The organism is Roseivivax sp. THAF197b (assembly GCF_009363255.1).
In the GTDB taxonomy this organism is placed as follows: Bacteria; Pseudomonadota; Alphaproteobacteria; order Rhodobacterales; family Rhodobacteraceae; genus Roseivivax.
Map to the genome: position 1 here is coordinate 1,112,532 of NZ_CP045318.1, position 16,864 is coordinate 1,129,395.

Consider the following 16,864-nt stretch of genomic DNA (forward strand, 5'->3'; position numbering starts at 1 on the left):
AATCTGCCATGGTGCACGAGCCCGATATCGCCCCTGAGCCCGAGGTCCCGGAGGACGACGCCTATGCGCTGTCGCCGCGCACGATTGCCGCAATTCTCGAGGCGGTCGAGGCGGGGGACCGCGACGCGCTCGTGTCGCTCATGGAGCCGCTTCATGCCGCCGATATCGCCGACATGCTCGAGCAGATCGACGCGCCCGACCGCGCGGCGCTGATCCGGCTTTACGACCAGGAATTCGACGGCGAAATCCTGACCGAACTCGATGAAGGCATCCGCGAGGAAGTCATCCGTATCCTGCGGCCCGAGGTTCTGGCCGATGCGGTGCGCGAGCTCGATTCGGACGACGTGGTCGACCTCTTGGAAGACCTCGAGGCGGAGCAGCGCGACTCCATCCTGGGCGCGCTGACCGACCGCGACCGCCTCGCCATCGAGCAGTCGCTGGAATTCCCGGAATATTCCGCGGGCCGCCTCATGCAGCGCGAAGTGGTCATGGCGCCCGAGCATTGGAGCGTGGGCGAGGCCATCGACTACATGCGCGCCACCGAGGATCTGCCGGACCAGTTCTACCACATCATCCTGGTCGACCCGCGCATGAAGCCCGTGGGCAAGGTGCAGCTCGGCAAGCTCATGTCGTCGCCGCGCGCGACCAAACTGGCCGAGATCACCGATGCCAGCTTCCATGTGATCCCGGTCTCCCGGCCCGAAGCCGACGTGGCCTATGCCTTCAACCAGTACCACCTGATCTCGGCGCCGGTGGTGGACGAAAACGAACGGCTCGTGGGTGTGATCACCATCGATGACGCGATGATGGTCCTCGATGAAGAACACGAGGAAGACATCCTGCGCCTTGCCGGTGTGGGTGAGGAAAGTTCCCTGTCGGACAGTGCCGTCGAGACGACGAAACAGCGCTTTCCCTGGCTCGCAGTGAACCTCGCGACCGCGATCCTGGCCTCGCTGGTGATCGCGCAGTTCGAAGCGGCCATCGCGCAGATCACGGCCCTTGCGGTCCTGATGCCGATCGTGGCCTCCATGGGCGGCAATGCGGGCACGCAATCGCTGACCGTGGCCGTGCGCGCGCTGGCCACGCGCGATCTGACCGGGTCCAACGCCTGGCGGGTCATCCGGCGCGAGGCGGCGGTGGGCCTGATCATGGGCGTGGCCTTCGCCATCGTCATGGGCATCGTCGGGCTGATCTGGTTCGGCTCGCCCGCGCTGGGCTGGGTCATTTTCGCGGCGATGATCATCAACATGGTCGCGGCCGCGCTGGCGGGGATCGGCATCCCCATCGTGCTGGAAAAGCTCAAAGTCGATCCGGCCCTGGCCTCGGGCACTTTCGTGACCACGGTGACGGATGTGGTGGGCTTCTTCGCGTTCCTCGGGCTCGCATCGGCTGTCTTGCTGTGAGCCTTGCCGAGGCCAAGGCCGCGGCGCGCAAGGCCGCCTTCGCCCGACGGGCCGCGGCGCATGACATGCACGGGCCGGGACGGGCAGGGCATCTGTCGCAGGTGCTCGCGGGCTATCGCGGTGTGCCGGTCTCGGGCTATTGGCCGATCCGGACCGAGATCGATCCGCGCCCCGCGATGGAGGAGGCCGCAGCACACGGGGCCGTCGGCCTGCCGGTGATCGAGGGGCCGGAGATGCCGCTGCGCTTTGCCCGCTGGGAGCCCGATTGCGCGATGATCCCGGGGCCCTTCGGCGCCATGGTGCCTGAAACGCAGGACTTCATCGCGCCGGAAATCCTGATCGTGCCGCTCTTGGCCTTCACGCGGCAAGGCGCGCGGTTGGGGTATGGCGGGGGCTTTTACGACCGGACGCTGGAGCTTTTGCGGTCAAGGCAGGCCACTCTGGCCGTGGGCTTTGCCTATGCGGCTCAGGAAACCGACAGCCTGCCGGTCGAGGAGACCGATCAGCCGCTCGACCTGATCGTGACCGAGCGAGAGGTGATCAGCCCGCGCGCAGGCTAGAGCCGTTGCAGGCGCGGGGACTGTCTGCCCCGCCGGCAGTATTTTTAGATCAATGGCGCACCAAAAGGGCGAGGGGGCTGTCTGCCCCCTCGCGCTCCCCCGAGAGGTATTTCTGGTCCGGTCGTAACAGGGGGGGGGCGCCGTGCCACAGCTTGGACACTGGGGCGGCACGCGGGAGCCGCGGGCGCCGCGCGTGGCGGCGCCGATTGGCCTTACTTCATCGCGACGGAGGCCGCGCTTTCGGGCAGCTCTTCGTCGAAGCAACGCTGGTAGAACTCGGCCACGGTCTGGCGCTCGAGCTCGTCGCATTTGTTCAGGAACGACACGCGGAAGGCGTAGCCCGCATCGCCGAAGATCTGCGCGTTCTGCGCCCAGGCGATCACGGTTCGCGGGCTCATCACGGTGGAGAGATCGCCGTTCATGAAGGCGGTGCGGGTCAGCTCCGCCACGGTCACCATCTGGCGCACCTGACGGCGGCCCTTTTCGGTGTCGTATGCGGGGTTTTTCGAGATCACGATCTCCACCTCGGCATCGACGGGCAGGTAGTTCAGCGTGGCCACCAGCGACCAGCGGTCCATCTGGCCCTGGTTGATCTGCTGGGTGCCGTGATAAAGCCCCGTCGTGTCACCAAGGCCCACAGTGTTCGAGGTCGCGAAGATGCGGAAGAACGGGTGGGGGTGGATCACCTCGTTCTGGTCGAGAAGCGTCAGCTTGCCGTCCACTTCGAGAACACGCTGGATCACGAACATCACATCCGCGCGGCCCGCATCGTATTCGTCGAAGACGATGGCCGTGGGATTGCGCAGCGCCCAGGGCAGGATGCCTTCCTGAAATTGCGTGGTCTGCTTGCCGTCCACGAGGCGGATCGCGTCCTTGCCGATCAGGTCGATCCGGCTGATATGGCTGTCGAGGTTCACGCGCACGGCGGGCCAGTTGAGACGCGCCGCGACCTGCTCGATATGGGTGGACTTGCCGGTGCCGTGATAGCCCTGGATCATCACCCGGCGGTTATGTTCGAACCCCGCGAGGATGGCGAGCGTGGTGTCGTGGTCGAACTTGTAGGTCGAGTCGATATCCGGCACGCGATCGCTCGCTTCGGGAAAGCCGTGCACGACCATGTCCGTGTCGAGGCCGAAGAGCTCGCGCACCGAGTGTTCGACCGTCGGTTTTGCATTGATATCTATCGATCCGTCCGCCATGATTTTCACTGTCCTTTCGGCCGATCCTTGAGTTGCGCCCGTCGTGCAACATATCGCGAGGGGGAGCAAGGGAAAGCCCGGACCTGCGGCGTTGCGGTCCGACAAAAAAAGGGCAGATGCCGCATCGTGACACAGGCCAGACAAACGCAGGGCAAGTCCATCATAACACCGCAGGAAGAAATCGAGGCCTTGCTGGCGCGCATCGCCTTGCGCGACCGCGCGGCCTTTTCGGAGCTTTATGATCGCACCGCGGCGAAACTCTTTGCCGTCTGCCTGCGTGTCTTGAAGGACCGCGCTGAGGCGGAAGAGGCTTTGCAGGAGGCATTCCTGCGCATCTGGGGCCGGGCAGAGATGTACCGCGCCAACGGTTTTTCGCCGATGACATGGCTGATCACATTGTCGCGCAACGTCGCCATCGACCGGCGTCGCAAGCGCGTGCCCGACACGGGCGCGACCCTCGACACGGCGGATCTCGTGGCCGATGCGGCCCCGGGACCCGAGGCGCAGGCGATGATGTCTTCCGATGCCCGCGCGCTTTACGCCTGCATGGACGGGCTGTCGCCCGATCGCGCGGAAATGGTCAGCCGGGTCTATCTGGACGGGTGGAGCTATGCCGACCTCTCAGAGGCGACGGGCGTGAAGCTGAACACCGTGCGCACCTGGCTGCGCCGGTCCCTCATTGATCTCAAGGAGTGTCTGGCGTCATGAGCGGGCAGGACGGCGAACGCCCCCTGGGGCCCGGGGACGAGGACGACGCGCTGGCCGCGGAATATGTCCTTGGTCTCTTGGATCCCGCCGAGACGGAGGCCTTCGAGGCGCGGCTCGATGTGGAGCCCGATCTCGTGCTGTCCGTCGTCGCCTGGACGGAGCATCTCGCGACCCTGACCGAAAACCTGCCCGAGGAGATGCCCGCGCCGCAGCTCAAGCGCCGGATCGAGGTGCTGGCCTTCGGTGATGCGCCGCGTCGCCCCTGGTGGCAAAGCCTCATTCCCTACGCGGTGGGCGCGGTGGCCGCGGCCCTCTTTGGTTGGGCGGTCATGATCTCCGGGCTCCTGATGCCCGATGCACCGACCCCGCTTTACGTGGCGGATCTGGAAGCTGCGGAGGGGCCGGAACTGCTGGTCCATGCAGGCTATCTCGAAGAGACGAACGAGTTCCTCGTGCGCCGAGACGGCGGGCTGGTGCCCGAAGAGCGCGATAACGAGATCTGGCTCGTGCCGGATGACGGCCCGCCCATCTCGCTGGGCCTCGTGCCGCGCGAGACCGGTGTGATCGGACGTCAGGTTCTGCCCGAGGCGCTGCGCCCGCTCCTGGATGGCGGCACGCTTGCCATCTCCGAGGAGCCGCTTGGCGGTTCGCCCACCGGGCTGCCCACGGAAGTCCGCGCAATCGGTCCGATCGTTCCCTTCACGGAGACGTGAGCGCAATAATCTTCATCCTCTGAAACTCCGGCGTCGCGGCGCGCGTGGCTCAGGGCAACTCCATCGCAAGAACGTGGTGGAGAGACCCAGAACGGAGAGATGAAGATGAACGCGACTTTCACACTCGGCGCAATCGCCACCGCAACTGCATTTCTGGCCGCAGGCACCGCCTCGGCGCAGGACAATCCGATGGTCGGCGGGGCCGCGATGTTCCCCTCGAAGACCATTGTCGAGAACGCGGTGAATTCCGCGGATCACACCACGCTGGTTGCAGCGGTCCAGGCCGCCGAGCTGGTCGATACGCTCAATTCCGCAGGGCCTTTCACGGTCTTCGCACCCACCAACGATGCGTTTGGCATGATCTCCGAAGACAGCCTGAACGCGCTGCTCGATCCCGCGAACCAGGGCCAGTTGCAGCAGATCCTGACCTGTCACGTGGTCGCCGCGGAAGCCATGTCGAGCGCGATTGCAGGCATGATCGCCGATGATGGCGGCATGCACCCGGTGCCCACCGTCGGTGGCTGCACATTGCAGGCGAAGATGGAAGGCTCCGACATCATCCTGACCGATGAGAATGGCCGCTCGGCCACCGTGACCATCGCCGATGTGCGCCAGTCGAATGGCGTCATCCACGTCATCGACCGCGTGATGCTGCCCGCCGGTCAGGCAGGCTGATCCCTTTCAAGTCGGGGTAGAGCCCCCTACCTTGACTTGCAGGTGGCCCGGTCGGTTTCCGGCCGGGCCTTTTTTTGAAGATCCAACCCGGAGAGACGACATGCACCGCCGAACCTTTCTCGGAACGACCGCCGCAGCCCTCGGGCTGGGGACAAGCGCCTCCGCCGTGGAGGGCAATTTCGAAGTGACGCGCAGCGAGGCCGAATGGCGCGCCATGCTGAGCGATCTGGAATACCGCGTGATGCGCGAGGAGGCGACCGAGCGGGCCTTCACCTCGCCGCTGAACGATCAGAAGGCCGAGGGCACCTATGTGTGCCGTGGCTGCGACCTGCCGCTCTATTCGTCGCTGCACAAATACGACAGCGGCACCGGCTGGCCGAGCTATTGGCGCGCGATCTCGGATGACGCGATCGGGACCAAGCAGGACCGGTCCTTGTTCATGACGCGCACGGAATGCCATTGCGCGCGCTGCGGATCGCATCTGGGGCATATCTTCGATGATGGCCCGCAGCCGACGGGCAAGCGGCATTGCATCAACGGAGTTTCGCTGACTTTCGTGGCGGCGTGACGGACGGCTGACGTTGTCGGATCGACGCGTGCCGCGCCGATCCGCTGGGGGCGCTGCCCGCCGCCGATGCCCTTGGGCCATCGGTGCACTCAGAAAGGCGAGGGGCTCTGCCCGCCGCCGATGCCCTTGGGCCATCGGCGCACTCAGAAAAGCGAGGGGCTCTGCCCGCCGCCGATGCCCTTGGGCCATCGGCGCACTCAGAAAAGCGAGGGGCTCTGCCCCTCGCGCTCCCCGGAGGTATTTTGGGTCCGAACGTGACAGGGGGCCGCGCGTCACTAAGGCGTTGGACGCGTGGATGGCTGGCGATGCCTAAGTCGCGGTCCGTCCGAACGAAAAACGGCGCGCCTCGGGATGGGCGCGCCGATTTGCGTTTTGGCGGAGGCGTTACTTGAAGTTGCGGCTGTCTTTCAGCTGATCCCAGGCCCAGACGACCTGTTGCAGCTGTTCTTCCTGACTGCGGTCGCCGCCATTCATGTCCGGGTGCAGGACCTTGATCAGCGCCTTGTAGGCCTTGCGCACATCGGCCTTGGTGGCATCGGCGCGCACTTCGAGGATGTCGGCGGCGCGCTGCTCGGTCGGCGGCAGGCGGCGCGCGGCGGTCTGGCCGTTGCGGCCCGGATTGCGCGTCGCGTTGTCGCCCAGCACCTGGTGCGGGTCCTCGATCCCGAGGCGCGCCCAGGCGCGCGTTTCGGGGTCGCGCCAATCCTTGGTGCGCCGTTCCCACACCTTGTCCGCGGTGTTCTGGGCGTTCATCTCGGCCTCGGTCTTGCCGTCGAAGAAGCTCCATTTGGCGTTGTATTCGCGCACATGGTCCTTGCAGAACCAGTAGAAATCATCGAGCACGTCCGGCGCCTTGGGCGCGCGAAACTTGCCCGGCTCGTTGCAGCCGTCATGATCGCAGATGCGCGTCGAGGTTTCGCTCTCGCCGGACATGCCCCGCCGTCCGCGCGGGTTTTTCTTCTTCGACGACTTGATAGACATGTCGAAACCGAAGGGATCGGGTTTGCTCATGATCGGGTACCTTTTCGACTCGGACGCCAGAGTTTAGACAAAACCCCAGCGGTTTGTAGGGGGAGAGGCAGGAAAAAATGACGCGAACTGAAATGATCGAGACACGTCTGCGCGAGGCTTTCGCACCGCGCGAACTGGTTGTGAGAGACGACAGCGAACGGCATCGCGGTCATGCGGGTTTCCAGGAAGGCGGCGAGAGCCACTTCCATGTGATCGTGCGCTCGGAGGCCTTCAAGGGCCAGAGCCGGATCGCGCGGCACCGGGCGGTGCATGGCGCGCTCGGGCCCGAGCTGGTGACGGCGATCCATGCGCTGTCGCTGGATCTTGGCGAATGACTTAGTCGCGGCGGGGCGCGTCGTCCGGTGACGGATCGTCGCGGTCGGCTGTCCCGCCATCGCTTTCCGGCCCGCCCAGATCGGTGGGCATGGCCACGAGGCTGTCGGCGCGCGATTTCAGCATCGTCTCCATGCGATCCGCGTCTTTGTCCTCGGCGTCGGCCTTGGCGCTCGGCTCCTGCTCCTGCTGGTTTGCATCGGCGGGAGTGGCCGCTTGCGCATCGTCCTCGTCCGGCGCGGGCAGCTCCTTGGGGCGGAACGCGTCGGCGTGATCGAGGCGGATGCGCCGGAAGACCAGCAGCGTGCGCCACTCGGTCACCGACGAGGTCAGGCCTGCGCGCTCCTCGGACGGCAGCGTGTCGGCGCGCAGATATTCCCAGCCCTCGGCGCCCATCTCGTTCATCAGCGTCTCGACGCTATGCGCAAAGCGCGCTTTCGGACCTTTGACGCCCTTGGCCTTGAGGCCTTTTTCAGGCGCGGGTAGGACGCGGTATTCGTAATGCGGCATTGGGATCTCGCTGATTTGTTCGGCGCGGGCCGGACCATAGGCCGGAGCTTGCGCGAAGGCCAGCGCTCCGGCGCGGAGACCCGCGCCATGCGCGGTCACTTGCAGAGTGCCGACCGCAAAGAAAGAAACGGGACCCGCGCGAAAAGCGGACGCCAATCACGCGGGGGCAGGGAGGGGCCTAGAGGCCGAGCTTCGCGGTCACGATCTCGTTCACCGCCTTGGGGTTCGCCTTGCCGCCGGTGGCCTTCATCACCTGGCCCACGAACCAGCCCGCGAGCTTGGGGTTGGCTTGCGCCTTCTCCACTTGCGCGGGGTTGGCGGCGATGACCTCATCGACGGCAGCCTCGATCGCGCCTGTATCGGTGACCTGCTTGAGACCCTTGTCCTCGACGATCTGCGCGGGATCGCCGCCCTCGGTATAGACGATCTCGAAGACGTCCTTGGCAATCTTGCCGGAAATGTCGCCCGACTTGATCAACTTGACGAGCCCGGCCAGTTGCTCCGGCGAGACGGGGCTCTCCTCGATGCCCCTGTCGTCCTTCTTCAGCCGACCGAAGAGCTCGTTGATGACCCAGTTCGCGGCCAGCTTGCCGTCGCCCGCTTGTGCTGCCACGGCCTCGAAGTATCCGGCATTGGCGAGATCCGCGGTCAGCACCGAGGCGTCGTATTCCGACAGGCCGAAATCCTTGACGAAGCGCGCCTTCTTGGCGTCGGGCAGTTCGGGCAGGTTGGCGGCGATGTCGTCGACCCAGGCCTGCTCGATCTCAAGCGGTAGCAGGTCGGGGTCGGGGAAGTAGCGGTAATCATGCGCTTCTTCCTTGGACCGCATCGAGCGGGTCTCGCCCTTGTCCGGATCGTAAAGCCGCGTCTCCTGCGTGATCTCGCCGCCTGCTTCCAGAATGCCGATCTGACGCCGTGCCTCATAGTCGATGGCGGCCTGGATGAAGCGCATGGAGTTCATGTTCTTGATTTCGCAGCGCGTGCCGAGATGGCTGAAATCCTGCGTCTCCATGTATTTCTCATACGCGCCGGGGCGGCAGACGGACACGTTCACATCCGCGCGCAGGTTGCCGTTCTGCATGTTGCCGTCGCAGGTACCGAGATAGCGCAGGATCTGGCGCAGCTTGGCCACGTAGGCCGCCGCCTCTTCGGGGCCGCGGATATCGGGGCGCGAGACGATCTCCATCAGCGCCACACCCGTCCGGTTGAGATCGACGAAGGACATCGCGGGGTCCATGTCGTGGATCGACTTGCCGGCATCCTGTTCCATGTGAATGCGCTCGATCCGCACCCGGCGGGCGATGCCCGGCTCCATGTCGACGATCACTTCGCCTTCGCCCACGAGCGGGTGGTAGAGCTGCGAAATCTGGTAGCCCTGCGGCAGGTCGGGATAGAAGTAGTTCTTCCGGTCGAAGGCCGAGCGCAGGTTGATCTGTGCCTTGAGGCCAAGCCCCGTCCGCACCGCCTGCTCGACGCAGAACTCGTTGATGACGGGCAGCATGCCGGGCATCGCCGCATCCACGAAGGCCACGTTGGAATTGGGCTCTGCGCCGAATTGCGTGGACGCGCCCGAGAAGAGCTTGGCCTTGGAGGCGACCTGGGCATGGACCTCCATGCCGATCACCAGCTCCCAATCGTGCTTTGCCCCGGCAATGACCTTGGGCTTCGGGGCGTCGAACGTCAGATCCAGCATGCGTCCCGTGTCCTTTATGCGTGTCGGTTCGAGGAGCGGTTTAGGCGAGCGGCCGGGACGGGGCAAGAGGGGCGAAGAGGGTCATTGCGCGTTCCCGCACGACCGTTCCGGCAAAGGTCTCGGGCAGCAATCCGCCCATGCCTGTCGCGGGGCGACTTGCGCGATGCGTCCCTGTTGGGCCATCTTTGCGGCCATGTTTGCCCGTGCTGCCGCACTCGCCCTGATCTGTCTGGCCCCGCCGCTTGCCGCGCAGGGCGATGCCGCGTCCGAATTGCACCCCGTCGCGCGGTCCCTGCCGCTGGACCTCGTGACCGAGGCGAGCCCGCAAGCGGTCATTGCCTCCCTGCGCCCCAAGCCGCGCCTCGATGTGCTGCCGCCTGCGCGCTGGGGCGCGACCGGGCGGCCCGCACTCTGGACCCGCGCGGCCGTCTCGGCGCTGCGCAGCCATGCCGACGACCTGCCGCAGATCGTGCCCGGCGATATCCGCGAGTGGTGCCCCGCCTATCCCGAAGCCTCGCGTCGCGACCGGGAGGCGTTCTGGGTCGGCCTCGTCTCGTCGCTGGCGAAACACGAAAGCACCTATCGCCCGCGCGTCGTGGGCGGGGGCGGGCGATGGTACGGGCTGTTGCAGATCCTGCCCTCCACCGCGCGCGCCTATCAATGCAAGGCAGGCTCCGGCGAGGCGCTGAAACACGGTCCTGCGAACCTCGCATGCGGGCTCCGGATCATGGCCAAGACCGTGAAGCGCGATGGCGTCGTGAGCCAGGGCATGCGCGGTGTCGCCGCCGATTGGGGCCCGTTTCATTCGCGCGCCAAGCGCGGCGACATGATGGCCTGGACCCGGTCGCAGACCTATTGCAAGCCGCTGATCTCGACCCGCCCGAAGCTGCGTCCGCGCGACTTCTCCTGAGTAAAATGAACGGCGTGGCACCGGCCAAAGACGCGGTGCAGAAGGCCTACGTCGCCTTGATCGCCTTCAGCCAGGACGGCCTGCGCGAATTGTCCAGCAAGGACACCGCAGGCGCCCGATGGCCGCCCAGTTCCAGCGTGGCACGGCGCAGAATCTCGATCCCGTCCTCGGATTTCTGCGGCAATGCGCTGGCCGAGATCGGCTCCCCGATGGTGACGCGGTACGGCTGACGCGCCTTGTTCAGCGTCTCGTGGAAGAGAGTGATATCGCGCAGCGTCGGATGGATGAAGTCGAACAGGTAGAACAGCACCGAATTTCGCGCGCGGATATTCAGCGGCACGACCGGCAACTCGAACTTGCGCGCGAGCATCGCCGCCGACGGCATCCATTCGCGTTCATGCAGGCTGAGCCCGCGGCGTTTCGCGAGACGACCCGACGGGAAGATGATGCCGAGGCGGTTCTCGTCGACCGCGCGGCGGGTATAGGCCATCGTCTCGCGCGTCTTGCCGTGGCTGCGCTTTTCCTTGCGCCATTCCACCGGCGCGATCATGTCCTCCATTTGGGGCATGACGCGCAGGATGTCGTGATTTGCGAAGACATAAAGATCCGGGCGGATCGAATGCAGCAGGTGGAACAGGATGATCCCGTCGGCAATGCCCGTCGGGTGGTTCGCCACCACAAGGGCCGGACCATTGCGCGGGATATGATCGAGGCCGGACACTTCCACGTCGCGGGCCAGCATCTCGCCCAGGATGGTCATGAACTCGGCCGAGGGCATGTCGCGGAATTGCTCGGCCAGCGTTATCGTCTTCTTGTATCCGAGAAGCATGTTGAGAACGCGCCGGGCATGGCGTGTGCCAAGCCTGTCGCTGAAGAGCCACGGCGCACGCTCTTCGATCAGGGGGTCGATGCGCTCTTTCATGGCGGCCTAATCCCGTTTCAACCTTGCTTATATTCCCATCGCATGACGCTCGCGTGAAGGGAAGAGGCCGTTCCTGCCGCTTGATGGGCAGCAGATTGCCTACACGTCAACTTAACACCTTCCAACGCAAAATGTCAGGGTGGGGTTCCATTTTCGGTGCTGGTTGCCTGGACAAGCGCCTGATTTCAGGTCCTTTCGAGGCTTCGGATGCGGTGCCCGAGCGGACTTTTTCACCACGTTCCACAGGTTCGAGGCAAGGAAATCGCACCTGTCCGGCGGCTGTGCAGCCATCACGACGCCATTGGCGAAACACGTTTCATCGCAACGGCCCGCGCTTCGAAACGGCTCGAACAAGCCGTCCCGACCGATCCGGTTCACCGGCGCGGCGCATCCACGGACAATGAAAGGGCGCCGCCCGGACCGACACGCGATCCGGGCCGCACCCATCGAGCAACAACCCGCGTCCTTAGTCCTGCAGCATCCGCGTGACCATCTCGGTCGTGTCGCGGCTGAGACCCGGTTGGTCCGCGATCCGCTGTAAGGCCGCGCGCATCTTGGCCTGCCGGTCCGTGTCATAGCGCCGCCAGGTCTGGAACGGTGCACACATCCGCGCCGCCGTCTGCGGGTTCTTCGCATCGAGTTTGACCAGCCAATCGGCTAGAAAATCGTAACCCGCCCCATCCGCTCGGTGAAAGCCCGCATGGTTCATGGCGAACGCCCCGAGCACGGCGCGGAAGCGGTTGGGGTTCTTCATGTCGAAGGCCGGGTGCTGTGTCAGCGCCTCTGCACGGGGCAGGGCGTTGTCCGGCGCTGTGGCCGCGATCTGCATCGCGAACCACTTGTCCATGACGAGCCGGTCCTCTTGCCATTGCTCCGCAAAGGCCGCGAGCGCTTCGGCATCCTGACCGGCCCGCACGAGGCTCGTCAGGGCCGACAATTGCAGCGTCATGTTGTCCGCGCTCTCGAATTGCGCCTGCGCGGTGCGCCCCCCGTCGCGACGGGTCTGCAGGCTGAGGACCGCGGCGCCGAGCGCGCGCTTGCCCGATTGCGCGGCATCAGGCGCGTAAGGCGCATCGACCCGGCAGGCCATGGCCAGACCATCGAGCATCGGCGCCAGTGCCGCCGCCTTCGCCTCCGCCAACGCTTCGGCGGCGGCATAGATGGCATCGGGGTCCGGCACGACGCCGCGCTCATGCAGGGTCTGCGCCATTTCGGACTGGGTCGGCGCGCCCAGCATCAGCGCACGGAACGCAGGATCGAGCGTCTCATCCCGGATCACCGCTGTCAGCCCGTCGAGATAGCCCGCATCGGGCGCGGCCCCTTGGGTGATCTGCGCCACGAGGCTTTCGCGCGCGAGCTGACGGCCCGCTTCCCAGCGATTGAACGGGTCGGTGTCATGGGCCAGGAGGAAGGCACGCTCCTCGGGGCCGGGATCGCGGTCGAGCACCACGGGCGCCGAAAAGCCGCGCAGGATCGATGGGACCGGTCGCCCCGAGAGCCCCTCGAAGGTGAAGCTCTGCTCGGTTTCCGTCATCTCGAGCAGGGTGGTGGGCACGACCTCATCACCATTGGCACCCAGAAGCCCCGTCGCGATGGGCAGGACCTGCGGCGCCTTCTCTGGCTGGCCCGGCGTGGGCGGCGTGTGCTGGTGGAAGGTGAGCGTGTAGGTGCCGCCATCGCCATCGCCTGAGGGCGCCCAGTTCTCCTTGACCGACAGGCGCGGCGTGCCTGCCTGGCTATACCAGCGCTTGAACTGCGCGAGATCCCGACCGGTCACATCCTCGAAGACCCGCAGCCAATCCTCGATCGTGCAGGCCTGTCCGTCATGACGGTCGAAATAGAGCTCGAGCGCCTTGTCATAAGCCTCGTCGCCCACCAGCCGTTTGAGCATGCCGATCACCTCGGCGCCCTTTTCGTAGATGGTGGCGGTGTAGAAGTTGTTGATTTCCTGAAAGCTTTCTGGCCGGACGGGATGCGATAGCGGGCCCTGATCCTCGGGAAACTGCCGCGCGCGCAGGTCGATCACATCCGAGATCCGCTTGACCGGGGCGGAGCGCATATCGGCGGTGAACTGGCTGTCGCGGAAGACGGTCAGCCCTTCCTTGAGGCAGAGCTGGAACCAGTCGCGGCAGGTGATCCGGTTACCCGTCCAGTTGTGGAAATATTCATGGGCGATGATCGCCTCGATCCGCTCGAAATTGGCATCTGTCGAGGTCTCGGGCGAGGCCAGAACCGCGGAGGAGTTGAAGATATTCAGCCCCTTGTTCTCCATCGCGCCCATGTTGAAATCGTCGACCGCGACGATGTTGAAGATGTCGAGATCGTATTCGCGCCCGTAGACCTCTTCGTCCCAGCGCATGGATTTCTTCAGCGCCTCCATCCCAAAGGCGCATTTGCCCTCGTCGCCCGGCCGCACATAGAGGTTCAGTTCCACCTCGCGACCCGACGCAGTGGTAAAGCGGTCGGGATGTGCCACGAGATCGCCCGCAACCAGCGCAAAAAGATAGGCCGGTTTCGGCCAGGGATCGTGCCATTCCGCCCAGCCATCGCCCGCCCCCTGCGGATTGCCGTTTGACAGGAGCACCGGCAGATCGCCCTCGATCCGCACGGTGAAGACACCCATCACGTCAGGCCGGTCGGGATAATATGTGATCTTGCGGAACCCCTCGGCCTCGCATTGCGTGCAATACATGCCGTTCGACATGTAGAGCCCCTCGAGGGCCGTATTGGCGGCGGGTGCAATCTCGACCTCCGCCTCCCAGATGAAGGGCGCGTCGGGCACGTCGCAGCTCAGTCCTTCCGCGGTCAGCTCGGGCGTCACTTCGGCCCCGTTGATCCGCGCCGAAATGAGCGTCAGCTCCTCGCCATGCAGAAAAAACCGTCGATCCGTGGCGTCGGGATTTGGCCGGAACGCGATGCGGCTTTTCACCCGGGTCGCATCCGGGTTCAGCGTGAATGTCAGATGGACCGCGTCGACCTCGAAGCCGAACGGGGTGTAATCCTTGAGATAGACGGTTTGCGGGCTCGCATCCTTCACGCGGTGGCACTCCTTCATGTTTCGTAGGGCCGGGCTGTTCAATGTGTCGCAGGAACAAGCGGCGTCCACTGGTCGTTAGGTGCGTAACAGCAGATGGGCTTTGGCCTGTCCGCACCTGTAATGTGTTCAAAGGGGAAGTAATCAGATGTCCGCACCTGATACCAACGTGAAAAACGAAGAAAAGAAGCACCGCCACTCCTTGCTCGGGATCAAGGCCTCGCTTGCCTATGGCGTCGGTCTGCTCGCGATTTTCACGATTTACGTGATCACCGCCTCGAATGAGGGCGAAACGGGCGTTGCCGGTGCCGACACGGCCGGATCGTCGATGGTCGAAGGGGAGACGGAAGGTACCGCGCTCGAGGGCTACGAGGCCGAAGGGTATGAGCCCGGCGGAAACTCGACCGGATCCGTCACTCTCGAATCCGAATGAGAGTGAGCGGGCGGCCTTGTGCCGCCCCGTCTATCTGAGGCAGCCATGGCCAAGATGCGCAAGAAGGGCGATCTGCCTCAGAAGACATGCGCCACATGCGGTAAGCCCTTCACATGGCGCAAGAAATGGGCGGATGTGTGGGACGAGGTGCGATACTGCTCCGATCGCTGTCGCCGCTCCAAGGGGCGAGCTGGAGACGGGTCAAAATCTTAATTAAGATTTTGCATTGCCCATGGACGCGCCGAAAATTAATAAATTTTCGGTAAGCCGCGCATCAAAGTTCCCGCATCCAGAACTGCAACTCATGTGCGGTCTCGGCCTCTTGGTCGATATCCTTCCATGAAAATCGCGCGACCACACCGGGCAGCGGCGCGTAATCGCGCTTGCGCCAGAACCCGTTCAACGGGCGGAAGTCCTCCGGGCGCAGCGGGTGGGTATCGGGGCGCATTACCGCGCAAAACGCCGAATGCGTCCGGCCCAGGGCACGGGCATGCTCTTCCCGCATGTCGAAAAACAGATGGCCGATGCGCCGCCCCCGGTATTCCGGCAACAGCACCGATTCCGCGCAATAAAAGATGCTGCCGAGATCATGCCCGGTATTGGAGAAGGCCGCCGCGAAATCCTCGGCGTGATCCTCCATCGGTGTGCCTGTGGCTGCCCCCACCAGACGGTCGCCGTCGAACGCGCCGATCACGATCGCATCCGGATTGTCCCGGTAAGCCTGCAGGTAATCCCGTTCGTAGGCCGCATCGCCGTCGTAAAGGTAGGGATATTCGCGAAACACCGCGATCCTGAGGGCGGCCACGTCGTCCAGCACCGCCTCGAGGGCGTCTCCGGTCAGCGCCTTCACCCGCATCAGGATACCTGCCGGATCCAGTCGGAGAGGTTGTAATAGGTCGCGATCCGCGTGATCCGCCCCTCGTCGAGCGAGAAGAACGACCCCGCAGGCAGCCTGTAGGTCTGACCTTTGGCCTCCGGCAGGCCCGCATCTGTTTGAAGGTAGGTGCCATTGACCATGTATTCCGCGGCCCCGCGCGCGCCTTTCTCGGCCTCGAAGATCACGAGCTCCGTCAGTTTCTCGTCGTAGCAGCGCGACATGTGCGCGCAAAAGTCACGAAACGCGTCGCGCCCGATGCGCACATCGCCCTCGTTGACGTGGTGAGCGACATCCTCGGACAAACAATCGATCATCGCGTCCGTATCGCCGCGATTGAACGCGTCGAAATAGCGGGTCAGGGTCGGATGGCTCATCTTGTTCCCCATTTCTCAATCATGTGGCGACGCAACTGGTCGCGGGTCTGGCGATAGGCCTGAAGCTTGACCTCCCGCGTCTCACCGATCCCGGTGGGATCCATGATCGGCCAGTATTCGACCGACAGGTGAAACTTGGCGGTCAGCTCCAGCGCCTGGCGGTTCGCGGCAGGCGACATGGCGACGATCAGGTCGAAATCCGACAACGCCTCGCCCATCTCCTCAAGCTCTTCGAAACTGCGCGACTTGTGGCGCGAAAGCTCGACGCCGAGCTCCTTGCAGGCGGCGATGGCAAAGCCGTCGATATCGAGATCGCCCAGCACGCCCACCGATTGCACATAAGGCTCCTGACCATAGAGCTGTTTCATCAGTCCCTCGGCCATGGGGGAGCGGACCGCGTTGTGATCGCAGCAGAACAGCACCGAACGGGGCAGGGTCTGGGGCATCTCAGCCGCCGAATTGCAGCACGCAGACCAGCGTGAAGAGCCGCCGCGCCGTGTCGTCGTCGATCTCGGCCTTGCCGTCGAGCCGGTCCTGCAACAGCCGCGCGCCTTCATCATGGATGCCCCGGCGGGCCATGTCGATCGTCTCGATCTGGCTTGGCGGCAGCGATTTCACCGCGTCGAAATAGCTTTTACAGATCTGGAAATAATCCTTCACCACCTGCCGAAAGGGCGAGAGCGAAAGGTGAAACTCGCTGGCCTTGGTGCCGTCTTCGGTGGTCACGTCGAAGACCAGCCGCTTGTCCCGGATCGCGAGCGTCAGCCGGTAAGGCCCCTCCGGCGGGGGCGTGCCGTCCCGTGCGGGCAGGGTGAAGGTGTTCTCTTCCATCAGGTCGAACAGGGCGACGCGGCGCTCTTGCTCGATCTCGGGCGTGGGCGGGGGCAGGTTCGCGTCATCAAGCGCGATATCGGCGATGTAGCTCATGAATAACGGTCCGG

The 16,864-nt window shown here is 64.6% G+C and carries 20 protein-coding genes; 10 read left to right on the plus strand and 10 right to left on the minus strand.

All coding sequences use genetic code 11. The features are described from left to right. Positions 1-8 precede the first annotated feature (8 nt). Together mgtE and FIV09_RS05610 are read left to right on the plus strand one after the other, a co-directional pair. Entirely contained in the window at positions 9-1,403 is a 1,395-nt protein-coding gene (mgtE, locus tag FIV09_RS05605) for a magnesium transporter (protein ID WP_152449073.1), read from the plus strand. Continuing rightward, on the plus strand, positions 1,400-1,963 hold the full coding sequence (locus FIV09_RS05610) for a 5-formyltetrahydrofolate cyclo-ligase (protein ID WP_254702314.1): 564 nt from the start codon (positions 1,400-1,402) through the stop codon (positions 1,961-1,963). The genes mgtE and FIV09_RS05610 overlap by 4 nt, the downstream gene beginning before the upstream one ends. 212 nt (positions 1,964-2,175) lie before the next feature. Here FIV09_RS05610 and cobS read toward each other — a convergent pair whose 3' ends face one another. Next, the gene (gene cobS / locus FIV09_RS05615) at positions 2,176-3,162 is read right to left on the minus strand and encodes a cobaltochelatase subunit CobS (RefSeq protein ID WP_152449074.1); all 987 of its coding nucleotides are present in this window, start codon (positions 3,160-3,162) and stop codon (positions 2,176-2,178) included. Positions 3,163-3,288: 126 nt separating this feature from the next. Here cobS and FIV09_RS05620 point away from each other — a divergent pair, with 126 nt between their 5' ends. From FIV09_RS05620 to msrB, 4 genes are all read left to right on the plus strand, one after another. Continuing rightward, complete coding sequence (locus FIV09_RS05620; protein ID WP_254702315.1) at positions 3,289-3,870, plus strand: sigma-70 family RNA polymerase sigma factor; 582 nt, start codon at positions 3,289-3,291, stop codon at positions 3,868-3,870. Beyond that, complete coding sequence (locus FIV09_RS05625; protein WP_152449075.1) at positions 3,867-4,583, plus strand: anti-sigma factor domain-containing protein; 717 nt, start codon at positions 3,867-3,869, stop codon at positions 4,581-4,583. The genes FIV09_RS05620 and FIV09_RS05625 overlap by 4 nt, the downstream gene beginning before the upstream one ends. Positions 4,584-4,688: 105 nt before the next feature. Next, on the plus strand, positions 4,689-5,258 hold the full coding sequence (locus FIV09_RS05630; RefSeq protein ID WP_152449076.1) for a fasciclin domain-containing protein: 570 nt from the start codon (positions 4,689-4,691) through the stop codon (positions 5,256-5,258). Between the two features lie 100 nt (positions 5,259-5,358). After that, positions 5,359-5,826 (plus strand): peptide-methionine (R)-S-oxide reductase MsrB, encoded by a 468-nt coding sequence (msrB, locus tag FIV09_RS05635; protein ID WP_152449077.1) that lies wholly within the window; start codon positions 5,359-5,361, stop codon positions 5,824-5,826. 384 nt (positions 5,827-6,210) lie between these two features. Here the strand turns inward: msrB and FIV09_RS05640 are convergent, their stop codons facing one another. Then, on the minus strand, positions 6,211-6,837 hold the full coding sequence (locus FIV09_RS05640; protein ID WP_152449078.1) for a J domain-containing protein: 627 nt from the start codon (positions 6,835-6,837) through the stop codon (positions 6,211-6,213). A 77-nt stretch (positions 6,838-6,914) separates the two neighbouring features. On the opposite strand from FIV09_RS05640, the gene FIV09_RS05645 reads away from it, so the two are divergent. Further along, a complete protein-coding gene (locus tag FIV09_RS05645) occupies positions 6,915-7,172 on the plus strand; it encodes a BolA family transcriptional regulator (RefSeq protein ID WP_152449079.1) in 258 nt (85 codons plus the stop codon). 1 nt (position 7,173) lies between these two features. Here the strand turns inward: FIV09_RS05645 and FIV09_RS20535 are convergent, their stop codons facing one another. Both FIV09_RS20535 and gatB read right to left on the minus strand, forming a co-directional pair. Beyond that, the gene (locus FIV09_RS20535) at positions 7,174-7,779 is read right to left on the minus strand and encodes a DUF4177 domain-containing protein (RefSeq protein ID WP_216646451.1); all 606 of its coding nucleotides are present in this window, start codon (positions 7,777-7,779) and stop codon (positions 7,174-7,176) included. Between the two features lie 79 nt (positions 7,780-7,858). Continuing rightward, complete coding sequence (gene gatB / locus FIV09_RS05655; RefSeq protein ID WP_152449080.1) at positions 7,859-9,373, minus strand: Asp-tRNA(Asn)/Glu-tRNA(Gln) amidotransferase subunit GatB; 1,515 nt, start codon at positions 9,371-9,373, stop codon at positions 7,859-7,861. Between the two features lie 193 nt (positions 9,374-9,566). On the opposite strand from gatB, the gene FIV09_RS05660 reads away from it, so the two are divergent. Next, positions 9,567-10,283: a transglycosylase SLT domain-containing protein gene (locus tag FIV09_RS05660; protein ID WP_152449081.1), complete on the plus strand. Its 717-nt coding sequence runs from the start codon at positions 9,567-9,569 to the stop codon at positions 10,281-10,283. Between the two features lie 46 nt (positions 10,284-10,329). On the opposite strand, the gene FIV09_RS05665 is transcribed toward FIV09_RS05660, so the two are convergent. Both FIV09_RS05665 and pepN read right to left on the minus strand, forming a co-directional pair. Next, positions 10,330-11,205: a lysophospholipid acyltransferase family protein gene (locus FIV09_RS05665; protein WP_152449082.1), complete on the minus strand. Its 876-nt coding sequence runs from the start codon at positions 11,203-11,205 to the stop codon at positions 10,330-10,332. Between the two features lie 466 nt (positions 11,206-11,671). Beyond that, the gene (gene pepN, locus FIV09_RS05670; protein ID WP_152449083.1) at positions 11,672-14,242 is read right to left on the minus strand and encodes an aminopeptidase N; all 2,571 of its coding nucleotides are present in this window, start codon (positions 14,240-14,242) and stop codon (positions 11,672-11,674) included. A 145-nt stretch (positions 14,243-14,387) separates the two neighbouring features. On the opposite strand from pepN, the gene FIV09_RS05675 reads away from it, so the two are divergent. Both FIV09_RS05675 and FIV09_RS05680 read left to right on the plus strand, forming a co-directional pair. Then, positions 14,388-14,672 (plus strand): hypothetical protein, encoded by a 285-nt coding sequence (locus FIV09_RS05675; RefSeq protein WP_152449084.1) that lies wholly within the window; start codon positions 14,388-14,390, stop codon positions 14,670-14,672. Positions 14,673-14,717: 45 nt separating this feature from the next. Further along, a complete protein-coding gene (locus FIV09_RS05680; protein ID WP_152449085.1) occupies positions 14,718-14,885 on the plus strand; it encodes a DUF2256 domain-containing protein in 168 nt (55 codons plus the stop codon). Positions 14,886-14,946: 61 nt separating this feature from the next. On the opposite strand, the gene FIV09_RS05685 is transcribed toward FIV09_RS05680, so the two are convergent. Genes FIV09_RS05685 through FIV09_RS05700 form a run of 4 tightly spaced genes read right to left on the minus strand, consistent with a single transcriptional unit; the run spans position 14,947 to position 16,850 of the window. Beyond that, complete coding sequence (locus FIV09_RS05685; protein WP_152449086.1) at positions 14,947-15,528, minus strand: GNAT family N-acetyltransferase; 582 nt, start codon at positions 15,526-15,528, stop codon at positions 14,947-14,949. After that, the gene (locus tag FIV09_RS05690) at positions 15,528-15,923 is read right to left on the minus strand and encodes a ketosteroid isomerase-related protein (protein WP_152449087.1); all 396 of its coding nucleotides are present in this window, start codon (positions 15,921-15,923) and stop codon (positions 15,528-15,530) included. Before FIV09_RS05690 ends, FIV09_RS05685 begins: the two co-directional genes overlap by 1 nt. Beyond that, entirely contained in the window at positions 15,920-16,369 is a 450-nt protein-coding gene (locus FIV09_RS05695) for a low molecular weight phosphatase family protein (protein WP_152449088.1), read from the minus strand. The genes FIV09_RS05690 and FIV09_RS05695 overlap by 4 nt, the downstream gene beginning before the upstream one ends. Before the next feature lies 1 nt (position 16,370). Next, positions 16,371-16,850 (minus strand): UPF0262 family protein, encoded by a 480-nt coding sequence (locus FIV09_RS05700; RefSeq protein WP_152449089.1) that lies wholly within the window; start codon positions 16,848-16,850, stop codon positions 16,371-16,373. Between the last annotated feature and the right edge of the window lie 14 nt (positions 16,851-16,864).